General features: G+C 61.9%; 13 protein-coding genes and 1 pseudogene. 5 read left to right on the top strand and 9 right to left on the bottom strand.

The genetic code is table 11. The features are described from left to right. Positions 1 to 17: 17 nt before the first annotated feature. Positions 18 to 5,498, bottom strand: a complete 5,481-nt coding sequence (locus ACX9NZ_RS01620; protein ID WP_407496924.1) for a sugar-binding domain-containing protein — start codon at positions 5,496 to 5,498, stop codon at positions 18 to 20. A gap of 311 nt (positions 5,499 to 5,809) precedes the next feature. Here ACX9NZ_RS01620 and ACX9NZ_RS01615 point away from each other — a divergent pair, with 311 nt between their 5' ends. Genes ACX9NZ_RS01615 through ACX9NZ_RS01605 form a run of 3 tightly spaced genes read left to right on the top strand, consistent with a single transcriptional unit; the run spans position 5,810 to position 9,955 of the window. Then, positions 5,810 to 6,691, top strand: a complete 882-nt coding sequence (locus ACX9NZ_RS01615; protein ID WP_118654426.1) for a methylenetetrahydrofolate reductase — start codon at positions 5,810 to 5,812, stop codon at positions 6,689 to 6,691. A gap of 2 nt (positions 6,692 to 6,693) precedes the next feature. Beyond that, positions 6,694 to 7,479 carry a vitamin B12 dependent-methionine synthase activation domain-containing protein gene (locus ACX9NZ_RS01610; RefSeq protein ID WP_233546252.1) on the top strand — a complete coding sequence of 262 codons (786 nt, stop codon included), beginning with the start codon at positions 6,694 to 6,696 and terminating at the stop codon, positions 7,477 to 7,479. Positions 7,480 to 7,510: 31 nt separating this feature from the next. Further along, complete coding sequence (locus ACX9NZ_RS01605) at positions 7,511 to 9,955, top strand: homocysteine S-methyltransferase family protein (RefSeq protein ID WP_407496927.1); 2,445 nt, start codon at positions 7,511 to 7,513, stop codon at positions 9,953 to 9,955. A 270-nt stretch (positions 9,956 to 10,225) separates the two neighbouring features. On the opposite strand, the gene ACX9NZ_RS01600 is transcribed toward ACX9NZ_RS01605, so the two are convergent. Next, positions 10,226 to 11,590 carry a PFL family protein gene (locus ACX9NZ_RS01600; RefSeq protein ID WP_118654424.1) on the bottom strand — a complete coding sequence of 455 codons (1,365 nt, stop codon included), beginning with the start codon at positions 11,588 to 11,590 and terminating at the stop codon, positions 10,226 to 10,228. A 292-nt stretch (positions 11,591 to 11,882) separates the two neighbouring features. Between ACX9NZ_RS01600 and yhbY the strand changes: the two genes are divergently transcribed. Then, positions 11,883 to 12,182: a ribosome assembly RNA-binding protein YhbY gene (yhbY, locus tag ACX9NZ_RS01595; protein ID WP_118654423.1), complete on the top strand. Its 300-nt coding sequence runs from the start codon at positions 11,883 to 11,885 to the stop codon at positions 12,180 to 12,182. 90 nt (positions 12,183 to 12,272) lie between these two features. On the opposite strand, the gene ACX9NZ_RS01590 is transcribed toward yhbY, so the two are convergent. Further along, entirely contained in the window at positions 12,273 to 15,305 is a 3,033-nt protein-coding gene (locus ACX9NZ_RS01590) for an AfsR/SARP family transcriptional regulator (protein WP_407496930.1), read from the bottom strand. Positions 15,306 to 15,672: 367 nt separating this feature from the next. Here ACX9NZ_RS01590 and ACX9NZ_RS01585 point away from each other — a divergent pair. After that, positions 15,673 to 15,981: pseudogene (locus ACX9NZ_RS01585) on the top strand (helix-turn-helix domain-containing protein); the annotation flags it as partial. Positions 15,982 to 16,062: 81 nt separating this feature from the next. Here the strand turns inward: ACX9NZ_RS01585 and ACX9NZ_RS01580 are convergent. The 6 genes from ACX9NZ_RS01580 to ACX9NZ_RS01555 form a co-directional block, all read right to left on the bottom strand. Then, positions 16,063 to 17,991, bottom strand: coding sequence for a fructose-1,6-bisphosphatase (locus ACX9NZ_RS01580; RefSeq protein WP_407496932.1), 1,929 nt, complete (start codon positions 17,989 to 17,991; stop codon positions 16,063 to 16,065). A gap of 63 nt (positions 17,992 to 18,054) precedes the next feature. Beyond that, on the bottom strand, positions 18,055 to 18,276 hold the full coding sequence (locus tag ACX9NZ_RS01575; protein WP_294122459.1) for a hypothetical protein: 222 nt from the start codon (positions 18,274 to 18,276) through the stop codon (positions 18,055 to 18,057). A gap of 316 nt (positions 18,277 to 18,592) precedes the next feature. Continuing rightward, positions 18,593 to 20,833, bottom strand: coding sequence for a ferrous iron transport protein B (gene feoB / locus ACX9NZ_RS01570; RefSeq protein WP_407496934.1), 2,241 nt, complete (start codon positions 20,831 to 20,833; stop codon positions 18,593 to 18,595). Positions 20,834 to 21,018: 185 nt separating this feature from the next. Then, entirely contained in the window at positions 21,019 to 21,240 is a 222-nt protein-coding gene (locus ACX9NZ_RS01565) for a FeoA family protein (protein ID WP_294122463.1), read from the bottom strand. Between the two features lie 148 nt (positions 21,241 to 21,388). After that, entirely contained in the window at positions 21,389 to 21,622 is a 234-nt protein-coding gene (locus tag ACX9NZ_RS01560) for a FeoA family protein (RefSeq protein ID WP_118654417.1), read from the bottom strand. 410 nt (positions 21,623 to 22,032) lie between these two features. Continuing rightward, positions 22,033 to 22,788, bottom strand: a complete 756-nt coding sequence (locus ACX9NZ_RS01555) for an ABC transporter ATP-binding protein (protein ID WP_407496937.1) — start codon at positions 22,786 to 22,788, stop codon at positions 22,033 to 22,035. Positions 22,789 to 22,886 lie beyond the last annotated feature (98 nt).

Raw genomic sequence — 22,886 nt, 5'->3', positions numbered from 1 at the left:
CGTTGCATGATCGTCGTTTAGCGACGACGGCGGCGGGCTGCAGCGATGGCTGTGGCACCACCCATGGCGATGACGGCGGCAATGCCGGCGGGATCACCCGTCTGCGCCAGGCCACCGCCCGCACCGGGCTTGTCGCCCGCGGCGGGTTTGTCACCGGTAGCCGGCTTGTCGGAGGGGTTCTCCAGCAGGCCCTTCACAGCCGCGTTCAGCTCGTTGAAAGCATCCTTGAGCTGCTCGTCGGTAGCCGATCCGCTGCCGAGCAAAGCCTGCGCGGCGTCGCGGGCGGCGACGAAGCGGTCCCAGGCCTCGGGCTTGTAATCAGACTCGACCAGGTTCGCGTTGTTCGCCAGCAGCTCCTTGAGCTTGCCGGCGTAGTTGACGCCAGGCTCGGGCTCCGGTTCGGGCTCGGGCTCCGGTTCGGGCTCGGGCTCGGGTTCGGGCTCGGGCTCGGGCTCGGCGGCCTTCTCGACGCGAACGTCGAACACAGCCGTCTTGCCCTCGTAGGCAACGGTTACCTCGAGCGCGGCGGCTTCCTCGGCGAAAGCCTCGTCCAGACCCGGCGTGAACGCGAACGCCGCAGCAGTATCGGCGCCGTACTCAACATCGACGGCGTCTCCATTGGAGTAGCTCAGCATCAGCACCAAGCCTGCGGGCTCGAGCTTCTCGCCGACCTTGTACGTGGTCTTCGAGGGAGCCGATTTGATGGCGATGCCCTCGAGCACGGGCTCGGCAACCTTGATCTCGAAGGTGCGCTCGACAGAGCCGGCGTACTTGCCCATACCCTTGACGGTCACCTTGCCGGTGCCGGCAGCGGTGTTGTCGGCGAACTCGAGCGTGTAATCCACGCCGTTCTCCAAGGTCTTCTCGCCATGCTTGACCACGACGGATACCACGGAGGCATCCACGGGATGCTCGGCGTCGACACGGTCGACGGTAACGGAAGCGGGAACCTCGATGGAGACGGCATCGCTGGCGATGTCGGTCGTCGTGCTCTTCGCCTTCGTCAAGCGCAGCTCGGCGGCGCTCAGGAACGCATTGTTACGGCCGCCGTCGGCATAGGTGGCCGTAGCCTGCAGACGGAAGTACTTGGCCGTCACGGGCTTGGCGAGCTGGAGCAGCTTCCAATCGCGCGTGTAGTCGGCATCCTCGGGAGAAAGCCAGGTTGCGGTTCCGGCGTCCTTCCAGGTCTTGCCGTCCTCGCTGTACTGGAGCTTGGCGCCGAACAAGGTGCCGTTGTGGCTACCGCTGCTGGCAGGACGCGGCAGATAGCGCAGACCGTCGATGGCGGTGGGCTCCTCGAGCTCCATGGTTACCCACAGGTTGTCGAGCGTGGTCGCGGTCCAGTGGGAGTGATAGTAGGTTTCGTTGTTCTTATCGAAGGCGAAGGACAGCGGACCCTCGTTGCCCGAAGCGGGCTCATGCACGCTGCCGGTCTCCGTATTGACGATCTTGTCGACCGGATAGTCGCGCGAATCGTCGGCGGGATCCATCGTCTCGGGGGCACCGAGGTTGACGGTGAAGGTACTGCGGGTCTTGTGGTCCTCGGACTCGATGATGATCAGGACCTTGTCGTCGTGCGCGGGGAGCACGGTCACGGCGGCGTTATCGGCGGCGACCGGCTCGACCTTAGCGGTCTCGGCGGGCGTGTTATAGCCACCCTGCTTCAGGGCGGAGTCCGGCACGGCGGTGCCGTTCACCTTGAGCGAGGCGAGCTTCGCGGTCGCGTTCGTCACGAAGCTACCCTGAGCGGTATTCAGCTCGACCTCGGTGATCGCGGTGCAGGGCTTTGCAGTAGTGCCGGTCTGCACGTCGGCGTTCGTCACCGTCATGCGGACGAAGGTCGCCGTGACGGGAGCGAAGTCATAAGTGTAGAGGCGAGCATTGCCCTGGGCATCCGCGCGCGTCTCGGTAACGGTCAGCGGCGTCCAATCCTTACCGTTCTCAGACACCTCGAACTTCGTCGCGTTGTCATCGGGGAAGCGAGCGGACCAGCTGTCCTTGGCAAAGGTCACCTTGAACTGGCCGAAACGCTGCTGAGTTGCATATTCGAAGGTAACCTGCGCGGTCTTGTTGCCATCCTGAGAATAATCATAGTTGGACCACAGCGTGGGATTTGCACCGCCGCCGGTATTCGCACCGGGCTCGGTCTTGCCGTCTACGATCGCCATCAGCGTATCGCTCTGCTTGCCCTCGGGCACGCTCTGCGTAATCTTCATCGCATCCTTGGCGATGTTGCCGCCGATGGTGATGGTCTCCTCCTGGACGCGGATCGAAGCGGTAACGGTGACATCTTTGCCGAACACGTTGGACGTGCCGGCAAGCATCACGGTGCCCGCCTTGTCGTACGCGCCGTCCTCGGCAGCGCTCCACGTCACCGGGAAATTGGCGTTGAGCACGGTGCCGTCCGCCATAACGGCCGGGAGGCTATCGGGCAGCACGGGCTCGGCGCCCTTGCTCACGGTGGTGGAGTAGTTGAGCAGCGCAGCGATATCGTCGACGACCGTGACCACGGCGGTAGCGCGAACGGGCGTATCGGCGACCGTACCGCTTACGGTGAAGCTGCCGGGGGTCGCCAGCTTATCAGCAGGAACGTTATCCCAGGTAACAGCCTTGTTCTCAGACGCGCCGTCGCTATAGCGCACCTGAACGGCGGCGGGAAGCTCGAGCGCGGAGCCCGTCTTCACGTAGTGGTAGCGCGCGAAGTACAGGCTGTCGGCCGTCTTCGCCTCGGGAGCATCCGAGGAGGCGGCGACGGGGATCGTGATGGTGGTGGACTCGAGGCCATCGGCGCTCACCGTAACGGTGGCATCGCCAGCCTTCTCGCCCGCGCGCACGATACCCACCAGCTGGCCGGAGAACGCATCGCGGTTGTCATCGCGATAAGACTGATGGTCGGGCGAGCTGCCGTTGTCGATGCCGGCGAGGCTACCCGAGCCGGTCACCTTGAACGTCACGTTGTTGGTCGCGTTGGGAATGACGTTGCCCTCGGCATCGGTCACGCTCACGGTAACGTATGCGAGGTCGGTGCCGTTCGCGGTCATGCCCTCGCGATTGACCTCGGCCTTGAGCTTCGCGGCCTTGCCGGTGGTGGTCACGCTCTGGCGACCCTGCCACGTCGAGGTGTCGATCTTCTCGCCCTTGGCGTTGTATGCCTCGGCGGTGATGGTGCCGTCGGCATAGGGGACCTTCCAGGTGAGGTACAGGTTGCGATGGATATCGTTACCGGTGTAGGCGCCATCGCCCTCGTAGATCTGATAGGAAACGCCGCCCTCGGTGGTCTTGGTCGTGAAGGCCTTCTTACCCAGCGACTGGCGCTCGGTGGAACCCTTCGGCGTGAAGAACAGCTCGACGGCTGCTGCATCGGTGTACACCGCGACATCGACCTTGTTCTGGCCGTCCTTCTTCACCACATCACTGTTCCATGCGGGCAGCATGTGCAGGGTGTTGACGTCCTCGTTCCACAGGCTCTGATACAGATAGTAGGAGTCCTTGGGAAGGCCGGCGGTATCGATGATGCCGAAGTAGGAGTTCTTCGGAGACGGCCAGGTGCCCTTGGCACCGGAGTCCGTACCGTTCCACGGCGTGGGCTCGCCCAGGTAATCGAAGCCGGTCCACACGTACTCGCCGGACATGAAGTCGCGGGTGAGCACATCGTACCAAGCCTTCGAGGCCACGTGGCCCCAGCCGACCGCGCTGTAATCGTAAGCGGTGAGCTGCTGGGCGCTGCCATCCTGACCATGCGTGTTGTAGATGCCGCGGCTGTTGATGGCGGAAGCGGTCTCGGAACCGATCAAGATCCAATCGCTATGCTCGCGATGAGCCTTGTCATACACGTTGCCGTCGGCGTAGTTGAGGCCGACGATGCCCTTGGCGTTCGCGATGCCCTGCGGGTTCAGCGTGGTGCTGCCATTGTTCTTGTACTGGTTGTCGCCCGTGGTGACGGGGCGCGTGGTATCGACGGCCTTGACCCAATCGATCAGGTTCTGCTGCACCTGGTTGAAGTTGGAGATGCCACCGGTACCCTCGGTCATCTCGTTACCGATGGACCACATGATGATCGCGGGCGCGTTGTAGTCGCGCGCGATGCTCTGCTCGAGATCGAACTGCGCCCAGGTCTTGTCCGCGGAGGCGCCGATGAGCTCGGACTCACCCATGGCCTTGTTGAAGAAGCGAGCGTAGTCCTTGGAGTTGCCGTTCTTCTGCGACGTCCAGCCATCGAAGAACTCGAGGTCGAGCAGCATGCCCTGCTCGTTGCAGATCTCGACCAACTCGCGGGCCGGCGTGTTGTGCGATGTGCGGATGGAGTTGCAGCCCATCTCCTTCAGGAGCTTCACCTGGCGCTCGAGCGCATCGCGCGTCGAGACGGAGCCCAGGGCGCCCTGGTCGTGATGCATGCACACGCCCTTGATCTTCATGGACTCGCCGTTGAGCGAGAAGCCCTTGGCGGCGTCGAACTTGAAGAAGCGGTAGCCGAAATCGGTATCGTAGGTGTCGATAACCTTGTCGCCCATCTTTACCTGCGTGCGCACGGTGTAGAGCACCGGGCTATCCGTGCCCCACAGCTCGGGCTTGGTCGCTGTGAGGTCGGCCTCGACGGCCTTCGTCTCGCCAGCGGCAACCGTGACCTGCGTGGTCTGGGTGCCGATGGCCTGCTCGACGCTCTCACCGCGCTTGAACACGGTCTGGACGAGGGTCACCGCGGCCTCGGACTTGCCCGCGTTGGCAACGGAGGTCTTCAGATGCGTGGTGACGTTGCCGCCCTTCTGGGACTCCAGCTGCGGGGTGGTCACCTGAACGCCGTCCTTGGCAACGTGGACGGGGTCGGTCACGACCAGGTCGACGTCGCGGCCCATACCGGAACCGGAGTACCAGCGGGACGACGGGATCTGGTTGTTCACGCGAACGGCGATGACATTCTGCTCGCCCACCTTGAGATAGGGCGTGAGATCGAAGGAGAAGGGCGTGTAACCGTACGGATGGCTGCCCAGCTCCTGGCCGTTGATGTAAACGGTCGCGTCCATGTAGACGCCGTCGAAGTCGATGCGGACCTGCTTGCCGGCAAGGTCGTTGCCCACCTCGAAGGATTTGCGGTACCAGCCGATACCGCCCGGCTTGTAGGCGCTCTCCGCCTCGCCGGTCTTGGTGTAATCCTGGTCGATGCTGTAATCATGCGGCAGGTCGACGACATCCCACGAGGAATCGTCGAACGCCTCGGTGTTTGCACCCGAGACCTCGCCCAACTTGAACTTCCAGTTCTCGTTGAACCCCTGCACGCGCTGAGCCGGATCGGTCACGCTGTTGATGTAGACGACCTCGGGCTTGGAACTCATCTGCGTCGTCGACTGCGAACGCAGCGAGGGACCCAGCCCCGCCGCGACCGCCGACACCGCAGGAGCGCCAAGCGCCAAAGCGCCCACCAGCGCCGCGCACAGCACGCGCTTCGTACGCGTACGGTGCGCTCCCTTCCCGGGGCGGCTTTGGGTGTGCAATGTACTCATGCAACCTCCTTCTATCGTCGACCCGATGTCGACGCATAGCTTCGCCATATATGAGGTACAGCATGTCAGTTTTATACCGTCCGCTTCCCGGCGGAGCCGCCAGCGTGCGCCATCGAACGGTGAACGGTTATGCGGGGCAAGATTGGCATTACACACAAAATACCAGTTAGATTATGGTGAGCACAGCGGCAATCAAAGCTGGCTGCGCGCGGCATCCTTCGTAACCAATATATATCGTGGATGCCCCTCCCGCCCACCAGCGCTCCGCTGCGCTATAGTGAATCGCTACCATTGCAAGGGGAAGGCTCACCATGTATATATCCGATATCTTCGAAACGGCGCAGCGGCTCCGCAGGCTCCCCGTCTCGTTCGAGATGTTTCCGCCCAAAGGCGAGCTCACGCTCGAGCGAGCTCGAGAAGTCGCCGCCTCCTTCGCGCCCCTGGGGCCCGACTTCATCAGCGTCACCTATTCGGCTGGAGGATCGGGCAACAACGCCGCCACCACGCAGATCGCCCAGATGATCGATACGGAACTCGCTATCCCCTCGGTCGCCCACCTCACCTGCATCTCGCTCAAGCGCGCGGACCTCGCCGCGAAGATCGACGAGATGCGCGCGGCGGGTGTGGAAAACGTGCTCGCGCTGCGCGGGGATGTCCCCGAAGGAGCCCCGACCGGCCCGGGCTGCGCCGATTTCCGCTATGCGAAGGACATCATCCCGCCGCTCGTCGAGGCGGGCTTTTGCGTCGGCGCGGCGGCGTATCCGGAAGGCCACCTGGAATGCGACGACCTCGCGCGCTCCATGCGCCATCTCAAGCAAAAGCAGGATGCGGGAGCGAGCTTCTTCGTGACGCAGCTCTTTTTCGACAACGATTACTTCTATCGCTTCCGCGAGCTTGCGGACTCCGCGGGCATCACCGTCCCCATCACCGCCGGAATCATGCCCTTCATGGGAAAGCAGCAGATCAGCCGCATGGTGTTCATGTGCGGCGCCTCGCTTCCCTCTCCCGTTATCAAACTGCTCGCGCGTTTTGAAGACGATCCGGACAGCCTGCGTGCCGCCGGCATCGAATATGCGTGCCGCCAGCTTGAGGACCTCGCCGACCACGGCGTGGACGGCCTGCACATCTACACCATGAACCGACCGAGCGTCGCCCGTGCCGCTATGAGTGCCCTTCGTCAAGAGACCCGCTAGCCGTGGATACGCAAACCGAGGCCACGTCGTCGAACATGCGCGAGCTCCCCGGCGCGCTTGCGGGGCCGCGCGTCGTCACGCTTGGAGGCACGGAGGATCCCCTCGCGATTGACCGCAATGAAATGCTGCGATATCTGGGGCATACGGGACAGAACATCGAAGACGACCTGGCGTGCAGGATCGAGCGGGTCGCACGCGACGTCGAAGCCCATGGACGGGCGCGAGGCGTCTTCGCGACGTTTCCCGTAGACGCCTCCACCCTTGACGACGAGGGGAAGGCGTGTATTCGCCTCACGGGAACGGTCGCAACCCTCAGGGGGCGTGACATCTACCGCCACCTCAAGGACGCACGCTGGTGCACGGTGCTCGCATGCACGCTCGGCATGGACAACGAGCGGCGCCTGCGCGCGCTCGGCGCACAAAGCCCGTTGGATGCCGCAATCTACGATGCAGCGTCCTCCGCGCTCATCGAGTCCGCCGTCGGACATCTCGACTCCATGGTGCAGGACGCGGCATCCGCCGCCGGCCTTTCATGCAACTGGCGCTTCTCGTGCGGATATGGCGATTGCCCGCTCGAGGCGCAGGGGCGGCTCCTCGCATCCCTTGACGCCACCCGACGCATCGGGCTCACCGTCACACCCACCAACCTCATGGTGCCCAGTAAATCCGTAAGCGCCATGATCGGCGTTTTTGAGGGGCCGCCCCGTGCCGCCGATGCGCCGGCGCGATGCGCCATCTGCCGCATGCGCGCCTCCTGCTCCATGCGCAAACGCGGCACCACCTGTTAGGATGAAAGACCATCCAACGACAAGGAGACTCATGGACACCTTGCTGCACAAAGCCATCAGCGGAGACTGTCACCTGCTATTCGACGGCGGCATGGGAACCATGCTCCAAGCCGCCGGACTAGCTGCCGGAGAACTTCCCGAACTGCTCTGCCTCACGAACCCCGAGCACATCGAGGCCATCCATCGCGCGTACGTCGAGGCAGGCAGCGATGTCATCACCACCAACACCTTTGGGGCGAACCGATTGAAGCTCGATGGCCGTGCCACGGTCGACGAGGTCTACGCTGCCGCCGTTTCGTGCGCTCGTGCTGCCGGCGCTCACCTGGTCGCCGCCGATATCGGTCCGCTCGGCGCGCTCTTGCGCCCTTTGGGCACGCTCAGCTTCGATGAGGCATACGACGCATTCGCCGAGCAGGCTCGAGCTGCTTCGGACGCCGGCGCCGGCCTCTTCATCATCGAGACGATGACCGACGTACTCGAGGTCAAGGCCGCCATCCTTGCCTGCCGCGAAAACACCGGGCTTCCCATCTTCGTGACGATGACCTTTGAGGCGGATGGCCGTACGTTCCTGGGCACCTCCCCAGAAGTCGCCGCCGTCACCCTCGATGCCCTTGGGGTCGACGCGCTGGGCATCAACTGCTCCCAAGGGCCGCACGAGCTGCGCGCACTTGCCCAGCGCATGCTCGCCGTCACGGAAAAGCCGCTGATTGTCCAGGCGAATGCGGGTCTTCCCCATGTCGAACACGACTGCACCGTCTTTGACATCGGGCCCGAGGAGTACGCCGCGGCAGTTCGTGGCATGGTGGACGACGGCATTGGTATTCTCGGAGGATGCTGTGGCACCGATCCCCGTCACATCGCCCTCATCGCCGATGTGCTGCGGGGGCGCACCCCGCGCAAGCGAGAGGTGCCCCAGGCGTTCACCGTCACGAGCGCCCAAGCACTCATCTCGCTTCCCACCGAAAGCCGAGCCATCGCCGTCATCGGCGAACGTATCAATCCCACGGGCAAGAAGCGGCTCAAGGAGGCGCTCCGCACTCGAGATTTCGACTATCTCGTAAGCGAGGGCATCGCGCAGCAGGAGCAGGGGGCCGATATCCTCGACGTCAACGTGGGACTCCCCGATATCGACGAGGTCGATGCCTTACAGGTCGCCGGTGAACGCCTCTCGGGGGCCGTCACACTGCCGCTCCAGTTCGACTCCACCGTCCCCGCCGCGCTCGAGGCCGCCGTCCGGCGGTACCCCGGCAAGCCGATCATCAATTCCGTCAACGGCAAGCAAGAGGTCCTGGACGAGATTTTGCCCATCGCCGCGCGATACGGAGCCAACGTCATTGGCCTCACGCTCGACGAGGCGGGCATCCCCACCACCGCCGAGCAGCGGTTCGAAATCGCCACGCGCATCGTGGGAGAAGCCGAGCGACACGGCATCCCGCGCACGCGCCTCCTCATCGACTGCCTCGCCATGACCGTCTCGACCGATCAGCGTCAAGCGCTCGAGACGCTCCGTGCCATCTCGATGGTCAAGGAACGCCTGGGGGTCAAGTGCACGCTCGGCGTGTCGAACGTCAGCTTTGGACTGCCGCAGCGGCCCCTGCTCAACGGCGCGTTCCTCGCCGCCGCCCTCGGAGCCGGACTGGACACCCCGATCCTCAACCCCGGCTCGGATCGCTACATGGACGCCGTGCGCACCTTCCGCGTCCTCAATGGCGAGGATGCCGGCGCACGCGATTACATCGAGCGCTACGCGGGATGGCGCGATCCATACGCGAAGTCCGACGACAAGGCCATCCGTTTGCCGGACGCTACCGCCTCCACACGCGTCGATGGGAATGCGCCGAGCGCGCCTTCCCCGAACTCCGAGCGGTCAATCGGCCATTTCGTGCTCACCGGACGCAAACGCGAGACGGCCGAGCTCACACGCGAACTGCTGAACACTCTCTCCCCGCTCGACCTCATCGATGCTCACCTTATCCCCGCCCTTGACGAAGTTGGGACGCGCTTCGATCGAGGAGAGCTGTTCTTGCCGCAGCTCATGGCCTCGGCGGAAGCGGCGCGTGCGGGCTTTGACGTCATACGGGAGCAGATGCCCGCCAGTAAGGAGCTCGACAAGGGAACGATCTGCGTGGCCACCGTTGAGGGCGATATCCATGACATCGGCAAGAACATCGTCAAAATGCTGCTCGACAACTACGGATACACGGTGATCGACCTCGGACGCGACGTAAAGCCGCAGGCCGTGCTCGATGCGGTGCGCGAACACGACATTAAGCTCGTGGGCCTGTCCGCACTGATGACCACGACCGTCCCCAATATGGCGAAAACCATCGACCTGTTGCACCGCGAGGCCCCAGGAACGCTCGTCATGGTGGGTGGAGCCGTGCTCACGCCCGAATATGCAGAGCAGATCGGCGCCGATTTCTATGCCAAAGACGCCGCGGAGTCCGCACGCATCGCCGCAAAAGTCTTCGGCTAACGTAATCCAGCTTGGAAGTTGAGGTTTTTCGTATCGTTTTCCGGTTTTGCCAAGTAGAGCTCGGTTTTTCCCAACAAACACGCAGGTACATGTTGGGGATTTGGGGCTGCTACTCGACAAAACCCGAAATGAATACGAAAAACCTCAACATCTTTGTCGAATCAACGCCGCAATCGACCTAAGCGGACAAAAGCGCGGACGGGCCGGTCCTAAGACCCCGTCCGCGCTAGACTTCACCTGCGCATCAACCGAGATAACCTCGACGCTTCGCTAGTTCTTGAGCGAATTCATGGGTGCCGGGAAACGGCCGCCGCGATGGGCGAACACCGTGCCGGCATGGCTGTTGACCGGCATGATGGGAGCCCGACCGAACAGGCCGCCGTAATCGACCGACTCGCCGACGCCCTTTCCGATAGCGGGGATGATGCGGACGGCGGTGGTCTTGTTGTTGATGACGCCGATGGCCATCTCGTCAGCGATGATGCCCGCGATGGTCTCGACATCGGTGTCGCCAGGAACGGCGATCATATCGAGGCCCACAGAGCACACGCAAGTCATGGCCTCGAGCTTCTCGAGGGAGAGCGCACCAGCCTCCGCTGCCTCGATCATGCCGGCGTCCTCGGAGACGGGGATGAAGGCACCAGACAGGCCACCCACCGAGGAGCTCGCCATAACGCCGCCTTTCTTAACGCAGTCGTTGAGCAGTGCGAGTGCCGCCGTGGTGCCGGGGCCTCCGCACTGGCCGACACCAATGATCTCGAGGATGCGGGCAACGGAGTCGCCGATGGCGGGTGTGGGGGCAAGCGAGAGGTCGACGATGCCCTTGTCGACGCCCAGACGGCGAGCGGCCTCGCGGCTCATGAGCTCGCCAGCGCGCGTAATCTTAAAGGCGGTCTGCTTGATGCGCTCCGCGACCTGCATCATATCGGCGTCCTCGGGCAGCTCCTCAAGGGCGGCTGCCATGACGCCGGGGCCGGATACGCCCACGTTGATGACGGCGTCAGCTTCGCCGGAACCATGCACGGCACCCGCCATAAAGGGCGAGTCCTCGACCATATTGGCAAAGCAGACGAACTTGGACGCGCCCACGCACTCGCGATCGGCGGTGAGCTTGGCGGCATCGATGATCGTCTGGGCCGCCATGAGCACCGCATCCATATTGATGCCAGCGCGCAGGGTGGCAACGTTCACGCTGGAGCACACGCGGCTCGTCTCAGCAAGCGCACGCGGAATGCAGCTGATGAGACGGCGATCGGCGTTTCCGATGCCCTTGTGGACGAGCGCCGAATAACCGCCGAGGTAATCGATGCCAAGGGATTCGGCGGCGCGGTCGAGGGCATACGCGAGGGGCACAAGATCTTCATCGGGGCACGCCGACGCGATCTGGGCGACCGGGGTCACCGAAACGCGCTTGTTCACGATGGGGATACCGTACTCACGCTCAAGGCTCTCTGCCGTTTCGACAAGATGCTCCGCCGTGCGGGTAACGTGGTCGTACACCTTGGTGCACATGCGATCCAGATTCTCGTCGGCGCAGCCCATGAGCGATATGCCCATGGTGATCGTGCGAATGTCCAAATTGTGCTCTGAGACCATACCGCGTGTCTCGGCGATCTCCTGGGGCGTAATGGACATGGCGGTCTCCTTTGCGGATCGTACGTTCATGTTTTGCGTTCTCTCTATTTTAGCGCGCGCGCTTTCCCACCTGCGCACCGGAACAAGTGGAAACACAAGAAGCAACGAGATTGCCGCGCGCCAAAATCAAAACCGCACACGCGGACCATGTAGTCGGGTATTCTCGCTCGCCTCGAAATCGTATTTTAAATGCTCACCCACGTGGTCTTCATATGCAAACAGCTTGTCGGACGAGGCTGGGTGCGGTATCGTTGACCTGCAAAAACCGCTCCCGCAGAAAGCGAGTAGATACATGGCACTCACCGGCAAGCAGGTCCGTCAGCTTCGCGCCCTCGCCCATCACCTCAACCCCGTCGTCCTCATCGGTAAAGCCGACGTAACCGACGCGATCGCCAAGCAGGCCGAAGAGGCCCTCGAGGCGCACGAGCTCATCAAGTGCGCCGTCCAAGATGGCAGCCTACTCTCCTGCCGCGAGGCGGCCGACCAACTCGCCGAGCGCACGGGCTCCGAAGTCGTCCAGGTGATCGGTCATCGCTTTGCCCTGTACCGCGTCAGCAGCCGCAAGGACATCGAGCACATCACACTCGATTAATTACTCGATTACCTGCTCGATCAACTCAAGGGGCGGCCAGCGGGTCGCCCCTTTTTGCACGAGTTCGCTCTGCAGTGGACCCTGGTGACGCTAAGCCAAGAGTTCCACCTCTCTATCACCGTGAATTATCGCCTCGTACGCCATTTGCGTTTCCCTCTCGGGCAGGGAGTGCAGCTCCTGTTCCAGCACATGTACGTGGCTGTTGTACAGTTCGACCACCTCGCGACGACGCCCGCCCTTGTCGTATATGTGCATCGCGGCACGGATGACGTCCTCCCGCAGCGGGGCTTGGCGCAAAGCAGCATCGATAAGCCATGAGGCGACAGGCAGATCATCCAGCTCCAGTGCCACATGCGCGCCGCGCATCATGCAGTCCACGAACTTGGTTTGGTACAGGCGCCGCTGCCGCACATAGAATGAGGTATCTCCAAAGTTCGGGACGTACAAGGGGCCGGTATAAAGCTCATCCAGCCGCAAACACGCCTCGATGAGCTGCCTGCCCGTCGTCCTCGCGCGGCCGAGAAGAATGTCCCTGGCAAGAGCATCGAAACGCATCGTATCCGAAACCACATACTCCGTGTTGATGGCAACCCCCTCGCCTTGCGTCAGCACATATTGGGGGCCATCGTCACTTTGGCCAAAAGCCGACCGCAACGACGAAAGGCCGGCGTACAGCGTCTCACGCGCATGAAGATAGTCTTTGTCGGGCCACACCTCCTCTCCGATCTCCTTGCGCCCCACAAAGGCCCCCGCAGCCAAGACGAGGCGGGCGGCAATGATGCACGCCCTCCTGCGTCGCCAGATTGCGTCGGTCGCCACATGGCCACCGCGCTCAACTTGGAATCCTCCAAAGAGCCTCACATTCACCTGGCCTAACAGCAGATCCGCATCGTCTGAGCCCTCCCAAGGCGCTTCGCCTTCCCGCGGCGCGGGCTCCGAATCCATTCCGGCGGCCATCGCATAATCGCCGGGGAGCACCCGGGTGATCAGCCCCACCTTATCGCCCAGCACGGCGACCGCCTGACGGGCGAACGCGGTGAAGCCCTTGGTGAGCAGCATCTTCTTGTTCAGCGAGCACCATGCGCTGAGCTCCGACGATCTATGGGCCGCAGCGAGTCTCAACGCAGCCGTCCAAGCCTCGGCCGGTGTCTGCGCCGGTTCTGCAAGATCAAGCAGGTCCGCTTCGCCATCAAGTGCCATACGGGGCGTGTCGGCGAGATGCGCACAGCATTCGAGCATGCGAGCCCATGCCATCACCACACGCTGGTCCTCAGTTGCCAATTTGAGCACCTGATGTGCGCGAAACAGGGCGTTGGAGCATTGCCCGAGAACAAGGGCCTGCCAACCCTCTCCCACCAGGCAGAACAATTGCGTCGCAAAATCCGAGGTGCGAACGGAAAGCGTGCCGGCATCGATGAACGCGCGCTCATCGGCAACGGGAAGACCGGAGAATAATCGGCACGTCGCGGCGACCATGCGAATATGCGTGGCGATGGGCGCTACCTTGCGCTCCAAAAGTCTCGTCGCCATCCTTTGCATGTTCGCATCCGTCGCTCGAACATCGCCCATATCCCCACACATCGCATCGACGAGTGCACGATCGCACGCAAGCAGCACCCGAGGAATGGACACTCCTTCTCCGGACAGCTCAGTAAAGCCCTGTATGCGACTTTCGAGCGTGACGTCCCCAGATCCACCGATGAGCTCCGCATATATCCTGGCATGAAGCTCTAGATCTTGGGATGCGACGGTCGCATGCCCCTGCGTGAACGCGGCGTCGATCTCGGGCAGGCCGATGCCCCTACAATCCGGCCACATGTTGCACAAGGCACGTGCTTGCGCCCATGACTCCGGCGCAACCTCCCCTTTGATCTCGTTCCTCCTGCGCCTGAGCTCACTGCCCAATGCACGGGCGAGACGAAATTCCCCGCTCATCAATGCTGAGAGATACAGCGCCAGCACGCCTCCCACTGGCGTCGACGCCGCGGAGACATCCCCCATCGACTCCATCATGTCGCGCACGAACGCCACATTGCCGCTCAACGCAAACGAAGTCGGGTGCTCCGTCAGGACCCCCAGTGCATCCTCGGTATGTTCGAGCATGCCCGCGATGTGCACGGCACGGTCGACGTTGTCCGCCGCCATGAGGATCTTGATGGCACGCACCGCGAAAAGTGGGCGTGCGCGCGTCATCTGACAACATAGCTCGCCCATTGCCTTGCTTCCCTGCACCAGACAGCGATACGTCCCCTGCTCAACATCCACTCCGAACAACGGGTATTCGCGCGCGATGCGCGACCAGCTCTGCACGCGCACACGCATGCCGATGCGCTCGAAGTCGCGGAGCGATCCCGCGCCCGTCAATACGAGCAGGCAAGCCGTTCGGTACAGGGAATCCCTTCCGCGACGCATCTCCTCGAGCGCGCCCCGGTACAACGCCGCGGCTGCGCGAGAAAACGCCTCCAAGCTCAGCTGCCGACCGTCGACAATGCCGAGCATCGCGACGAGCGCGGGTATCCCCTGGGTCAAATCGTACACGTCGAGCTCACCGGAGATTCCGAGCATCCGCGTCCAATCCGAGTATTCGCGCGGACGGACCACGAGGGCCTGAGGCGTGACTTTATAGGCATCGCCCATACCGTTCGCGAATGCGCGATTGCCGGGAAGGCACGCCAGCAAGAATTCGAAGCCCCTCCGATGAAGCGAGCGCATCCTTCCCGCAACTCCTTCGAGTGCCGCGCCGTGGAGCGTTGGAAGGTTGTCGATTGCAACCAGCGGGCGCATGCGGGCATCAAGATGCATCTCCAACTCTCCCAGCAGCCCATACAGCTCCTCGCCATCCATCCCCGCCGCATCGATCATGCGTGCGACGCCGCGACTGGAGTCCCGTTGGACCTCCGCCACGCGCTGGCAAAGCAGGGTCGTCTTTCCAAACCCGTCGGGCGCTATCACAATGGTCGCACTGACCTCGTTCGTGCGCAGCTTAATGTCCCTCAAGATGCGAGCACGATGGACGGCTCTCCTCAGCGTTGGAACTGACACCCCCTCTTGGGCTCCACCCGTCTCACCCTCTGGTGCCTTCTGCTCGGTTTCGACCAAATCGCACGTCTTTACCTGTGCCATATCCGCTCTCCTTTTTCCGATACCGCTCGTCTACAACGGTACGAAACGTCGATGGCACAACGTCAGGTATATGTCTGATCGCTTGGCATTGCGTCAGATGCGTGTCAGGTTTTCCGCAATTCCAGGCCAACCTCCCGTTCTGCATGAATTGTGGCTATATTTCTATCTTTGCGCATACTTTCTGCATTTCATATCGCTGTAGGCGCACTTTACGTACCCCCTATTCATTTTCGAAGATACCTACAATTCCGTCAGTGTTGAAAGAAGGCGGACAGACGGCAGATTATTGTCGGGTCGCCGTAAGGTTGGAGCATCTCGGCGTATCCCTCATGTGGATAACTCCGCATGCAGCAAAGCCCGCGTCGCCATGAACGGCGACGACTCGATGCGCAATGACAGGAAGGGACGCCCCTCGCCGCACTTCTGTAATCCCTATGCGAAAGGCCGAAACGTAAAGCGCAGTTTACGTTTCGCTTTTTTGCGCGGGCATGCTCGTAGCATGAATGAGAGCTCGCAACATACCCTGGGCAGGAACATCTGCGCCATTCGCAAAGATCTCGGCCTGTCAAAGGTCGATTTCAGCTTGCAGCTCGGCATCAGCCGGGTCACGCTCGACCTTATCGAACAGGGACGCGATAACCTCAAGCTCTCGACACTCGACCGACTCGCCTTCGCCCTCGGCAAAGAACCCTGGGAGTTGCTCCGGTGGCCAAACCCTGGTGCAACAAAGCCGCTTCGATCCCGATGGGAAAGTCACCTACAGGCGTTCCTCCAACACACCTGTGCGATACGCCTCAAGCAGGGCGCGCAGGTCGGCGATCTGTTCGCGAATTTGCACGCCGGTATCGGTGTCGCTCACCATACGACGACGTTCGGCGACATCGAACCGATCGGTCTCGCTCACGATATCGGCGTTACGCGCGAGCACCGCCTCAACGCTCTCGAATGCCTGATGCGCCTTGAGGCGACACCCGCGCGAGCTCGAGATCAGGGTGTACCCCGCAATCCCCGTTTTAGGATGGTATGCGCTGCAAAACCCTCCATCGATCACCAAGAGGCGTCCGTGCGCGCGGATGGGCTGCTCGCCCTCGGAGGTGTGCACGGGCGTATGCCCATTTATGATGTGTCCCGTTCCGGGTATCAAACCGAACTCCGCCATGATGGCGTCACAGGCGCCCTCGTCGCGCGTCAGCTCAAAATACGGATCCATGGGTTCTTGCCAGCAGGAAGGGTCATCGATATACGTGCGCTCGAACGTCTTGACCAGGCGCCCGCTCGCAGGGGATTTCATGCCAATCCACAGGTACCACATCCAATCCAGGGCATCCTGGTCGTGCGTACGCCATGCGCGACGGGCAATCTCATCGCAGAAGTCCAGGTAGTCGCGGCCGCTCCGCCACGTGCCCAGGCAGTTCATGCTCGAAAACGTGCCATCCTCGTTCATGGGAACGCACCCGTGGAAGAGCAGGTTGTGATTATGCGCCAGATACATGGATCCGTGGCCGTACAAGATGTTGACGTGGCGATGCAGGTGATCCGCGGTGGTGAACTCCGCCACCAGGCGATCTACAATGTGCTGCTCGTCTTCACGTAGCTCATAGGGGCGCTCTGGATCGAGCGTGGGGAAATCGCACGTCGCGAGCGCGTAGTCCCGACCATCCGGCAGCCGGACCGTACCCGCTTCCAAATCAATCCGCTCCAACAGCAACCGATCGTGCATGTCAAAGCAGGCATGACGCATGATGATCTGGCCTTCGAGCTTGAAAAGCAGGACGTTCACGGCCTTCATGAGTGGCGTGAGCATCGCCGCCAATCCCGACACGCCCTCGGGAACCGGACGGTACGTACGCTCCGCGAACGCGACGAGCTCGCGCAGGGAGATGCCGTAATCGTTCTCGAGAATCTCGTAGTTCCCATAGCGCAGGTTATTCCTCAGCACCGTGACGATGCAGGCGGGCTGGCCCGCTGCGGCACCCATCCATAGCAGGTCGTGGTTACCCCATTGGATGTCGAAGGAGTGGTAGCTCGAAAGCCGGTCCATGATCTTCGAGGCCCCGCCGCCGCGGTCAAAGATGTCGCCCACCAGATGCAGATGATCGATAACCAAGCGTTTGATCAGGTCGGAAAGCGAACAGATAAAGTCCTCGCCCGCATCGGTCTCGAGGATCGAGTCGATGATGCGCTCGTGATAGCGAACGCGGTAGTTGTTCTCGTCCGGGTGCGTGTGCAGCAGCTCGTCGATGATGTAGGCGTAATCGTGGGGAATAGCCTTGCGCACCTTGGAGCGCGTGTATCGGCTGGAAAGCGAACGCGTCACCACCAGCAGCCGATCGAGCGTGGTCTTGTACCAGCTCGGCGAATCGAGGTGCATATGGTGCGCAAGCTCGAGCTTCTCGTGCGGATAGTAAATGAGCGTGCACAATTCGCGCTTCTCGTCCTCGGAGAGCGTGTCGCCGAAGATGTCGTCAACGTGCTCCCGTACCACGCCCGAGCAGTTGTTCAGGATGTGCAGGAACGCCTCGTACTCGCCGTGCAGGTCGCTCATGAAATGCTCGGTGCCCTTGGGCAGGTTGAGGATTGCCTGCAGGTTGATGATCTCAGTGAAGACGGACTGCTGCGTGGGGAATTGCTGGGAAAGAAGACGCAAGTACTTGAGGGATTGGTCGGTCCGACCGAACGAATTCACGGTTATTCCTTCCCGCTGGCTGGCAGAGCGTTCACGCCCAGCTTAGCACGGGACGCCGCGGATTCACGATTTGTCGACGTTGCGAGCGAGCTTCTCGGCCACGCGGTCCACGCCCTCGCAGGCGGGACAAGCGGCATTCCCCGACGAGGAGCAGCTGGAGCATGACCCGCTGCACGATCCCGCGCTCGCGCAATCAGCGCACGTCCCCTTTTTGCGAATACGACGCACGACCGCGATGAACGCCACCGCGACCAACGTGAGAATCACAAAGTCGATAGCCGACATACAACTCCTTTTTCTAAAGACAAACCCATCATGCCCGAAATCGGACGTTTTTGTAACGAAATCCGAAGGCTCCTACGTACAGGCCCATTTTGCGCACTTGCCAACTGGGGTTTTGTTGGCAAAAACAGGGGTCTACTCGAGCTGTCAAAAAACTCGTTACAAAAACGCCGTATTTGCGTCAAGCGGATGCCCGAGCATGCAAGCATGTCCGTCGAGCACCGCGTCGAAACGAGCCGCGAGCCCGCACGGGCAGCCGGATTGCATCCCAACCATCACGGTGGATAGCTGCACATTCGACCCAGCTGCCAAAAAGGGGCTAAGCCTTTGTGGCGCAGGCGCATCCTATGCCCGCGTCATCCCACGCATACGAGGGCATGGGGCGCACGAGCTGGAACACAATCGCCACAGCGAATGCGACGGCGACGATGGTCCACACGCCGACCACGCCGGTCGCCGCTAGGTAGAACTGGTTGATCATGAGGCCGACCACCCAGGCGAAGCCGCACTCATACCCGAGTGCGATGGCGGTCCACTTTGCGGAGTTCATCTGGGCACGGATGGTACCCATGGCGGCAAAGCACGGAGCGCACAGCAGGTTGAACGCGCCGAACGCGGCAATGGCGCCCGCGCTGGGGAAGAGCGCCGCGAACGCGGACCACAGGCTCGGGTCGGTCTCGGTGGCGTCGGTCAGGTGCAGCAGCGACGCGGCGGTGGCCATGACGTTCTCCTTGGCAACGAGACCCGTGACGGACATTGCCGTGGCCTGCCAGGTATCGAAGCCGAGCGGGGCGAAGATCCAGCTCACCGCACCCGCAACCATGGCGAACAGTGAGTGGTCCGTGAACTCCTCGGGGATTCCCGCCATGGCGGGCAGGTAGCCGAAGGCGCCGTCGAACAAGCCGAAGTTGGACAGGAACCACACCACGATGGTGGAGGCGAAGATGATCGTGAAGGCCTTCTTGACGTAGGCGCTCACGCGCTCCCACACATGCAAAGCCCAGCTGCGCGCACTCGGCATGTGGTAGCTCGGCAGCTCCATGACGAAGGGCGTGGGACGACCGGCGAACAGACGCGTCTTCTTGAGCATGATGCCGGAGACGATGACCGCTACAACACCGAGGAAGTAGAAGAGCGGCGCGATCCACGTGGACTCGGCGTCGCCGATGAGCGCGCCCATGACGAGCGCAATCACGGGCAGCTTGGCGCCGCACGGGATGAACGTCGTGGTCATGACCGTCATGCGGCGGTCCTTCTCGTTCTCGATCGTCTTGGTGGCGAGCACGCCGGGCACGCCGCAGCCGGTGGACACCAGCATGGGGATGAACGACTTACCCGAGAGGCCGAAACGGCGGAACACGCGGTCCATCACGAACGCGACGCGAGCCATGTAGCCGCAGTCCTCGAGGAAGGACAGGAGCACGAACAGGACGAACATCTGCGGGATGAAGCCGAGCACGGCGCCCACGCCGGCCACGATGCCGTCGCAAACCAGGGAGATGACCATGTCGGATGCGCCGGCGGCCGTGAGCCAGCCCTCGAACAGGGCGGGCACGCTCGGCATAGCGGCACCGAGCAGCTCCCAACCATCGCCGAAGAGGCTGTCGTTCACCCAGTCGGTCATGGCGGTGCCGAACGTGGAAATTGCCAGGTAATACACGCCGAACATGATCAGGGCGAAGATGGGCAGGCCGAGCCAGCGATTCGTGACGATGCGGTCGATCTTCTCCGAAGTACTCATGCGTGCCGGCGCGCGATGCAGGCACGCATCCACGATATGCGCGATCACGGCGTAGCGCTCGCCGGTGATGATGGACTCGGCGTCATCGTCGCAGTCACGCTCGCACGCGGCCACAAGCTCCTCGATCCGCTTGACGGACGCCTGCGGCAGGGAGAGCTCCGCCAAGATCTCGGCGTCGCGCTCGAACAACTTGACCGCGTAGTAGCGGCGCTTGCCAACCTCGACCGACGCGGGAATCTGCGCCTCAATCCGCTCGAGAACGCCCTCGATCGCGGCGTCGAAGGCATGTCGGCATGCGGCGGCCTCCGACGCCCCGCGCTTCGCCGTGGCGGCCTTGCGGGCGGCGGCGATGAGCTCGTCCACCCCCCTGTTCTTGAGTGCGGAGATCATGACGACCGGGCAACCCAGGCTCTTCTCGAGGGCGGAGACATCGATCCGGTCACCGCTCTTCTCCACGAGGTCAGCCATGTTGAGGGCCACGACCACGGGCAGCCCCGTCTCGATGACCTGGAGCGCGAGATACAGGTTGCGCTCAAGGTTCGTCGCGTCGATCACCTGGATGACCACGTCGGGTTCGCCGCTCATAAGGTAGTCGCGGCTCACGCGCTCCTCGGGGCTATACGGGGACAGCGAGTAGATGCCGGGGAGGTCGGTGATGATCACGCCCTTGTCGCGCGACAGGGGTGCTTCCTTCTTCTCAACCGTGACACCCGGCCAGTTGCCCACGTACCCGTTGGCACCGGTGATGAGGTTGAATAGGGTGGTCTTGCCGCAGTTGGGGTTGCCGGCAAGCGCGATATGCAGTGTTGGATTCGCCATGCGATCCTTCTTCTCTCTTGGCTTTGAAACGTATTCGTTGCTGAGTTCGCCTAAGCGAGGGCGGAGGTGTTTTTCCGGCGTGCCGCTCAGCTGCGGCTCGAAGTGCCTTCTGGAATCGCTTCCTTTTCCGTCTCACTTGTTAGATAAAGCTAACTCTACCGATAGAACCATGCGCATCTGGCGCATTAGGCGACCTCAACGATCGCGGCCTCCTCCTTGCGGATGGACAGCTCATAGCCGCGCACGGTGAGCTCGACCGGATCGCCCAGCGGAGCGACCTTCACGACCTTGAACGGCGTGCCCTTGATGAGCCCCAGGTCCATAAGGTGACGGCGAAGGGCACCGTCGCCGTGGAGCTTAACCACCGTGGCACTATCCCCCACTTCTACTTCTGCCAGCGTTTTCATACTTCCCCCTTTCTGCAAATCTTGAACATCCCGGACGTAAACGGTCTCGTCATACTGATCGAACGCACAGAGGTCTCGGGCGTACCGGTGAGCACAGACGCACCGGTGTGCCCGATTCCGTTGCACGATGCAACCCTCACACGCGCGGCTAGGCCGCCATGATGTGCTGCGCAACCTTGGCGTCAATGCCAAACCGTGCCCCCTTAACGAGGACGATGATGTTCGACCCCGATGATGAGACGACATGCACCTCGGCTCCATCGACGAAGCCGATCTCCTGCAGGTGGCGCTTCATGTCCTCGTTGCCGCGAACCCGGCATACAGTGACCGTCTCACCAGCTCGTACCAGCGACAACGGCAAAGTCTGACCAATCTTCTGCATGACGAAGCACCTCCATTGGAATGTTCACCTAAGTAAACTAACACAACGGAAGCACATTGGCACTAGAAAGTTTGCCATCTGTTACATTTTTGAAATACCTCACTCTTTTGAGGCGTTCAGCTGTTCATGCGTCACTTCACACCAGTGCTGCAGGTTGCATCGGAATAACACGCAATCACTTCTCGCGGGCGTTGACGGGCGCGGCACAACGGACCCACATGCCACTTCTCGCCAGAAGTTGAGGTTTTTCGTATTACTTTTGCGAATTGGCAAGTACACCCTCATTTGAGTCGATAAAACCGCAGGTCGCGTTGGGACATAATCGATCGCTACTCAGAAGTATGCAAAAACAGTACGAAAAACCTCAACATCATGTGCCAAGCGTGAACAAAAGAGAGGAAAGGAGGGGGCTATCGACCGAGCAGTCCCATAATCCGGCGCTTATGGACGAGAAACGCCTCGCTCACGGCGAACTCGGCGCGGGCGGAACGGGGACAAGCGATGAGCTCCTCCCCCACGATGGTGGTGGGCACTCCCGCCTGGGGGTTTCCGCGCATCACGTAAATGTGATCTGCCAGCATAATCGCCTCATCGATGTCGTGCGTCACGATAAGAGAAGTCGTGCCCATGCGCTCGGCGACGTCGAGGAACCACGTGTGCATGTCCGCCTTCGTGAAGGCGTCAAGTGCCGAGAACGGCTCGTCGAGCAGCATGAAATCGCGTGAATACTGGTAGGCGCGTAGCAGGGCGGCACGCTGGCGCATCCCGCCCGAGAGCTCACTGGGCCAGCGCATCTGCGTGCCTTCAAGCCCAAACGTCTCAAAGAGTCCCGCGACCTGGGCACGCGCCTCATCGCGGGGGACACCACGCAGCACCAACGGCAGCGAAACGTTGTCGATAATGCGCTTGTGCTGCAGAAGTAGGTCTTTCTGCAGCATATAGGATAGGTGCCCTGGGCTCCCCGTGATGTCCTCGCCATCGAGCAAGACCCGCCCCGATTGCGGAGAAGAAAGCCCTGCCACCACGTTGAACAGCGTAGTCTTGCCACACCCGGAAGGGCCGAGTAAGCAGGCGATCTGCCCAGATTCGACCGTCATCGAGATGCCCTCAAGGATATCGACACCGTCGAAACCCTTTGAAACCCCCTGTATTTCCAAGTGCGCCACTTTGAAATTCACTCCCTCTGAGCAAAGCGCGGCTTTAAGAGGCAGTTTTTCGCTGTTTTTCGAGTATCCCGCATCGTTTGCAGGAGAAACCGCAGGTA

Source organism: Collinsella sp. BM28, assembly GCF_054551995.1.
Note: the sequence above shows the minus strand (reverse complement) of the source record. Positions and strands in the feature narration are given on the sequence as shown.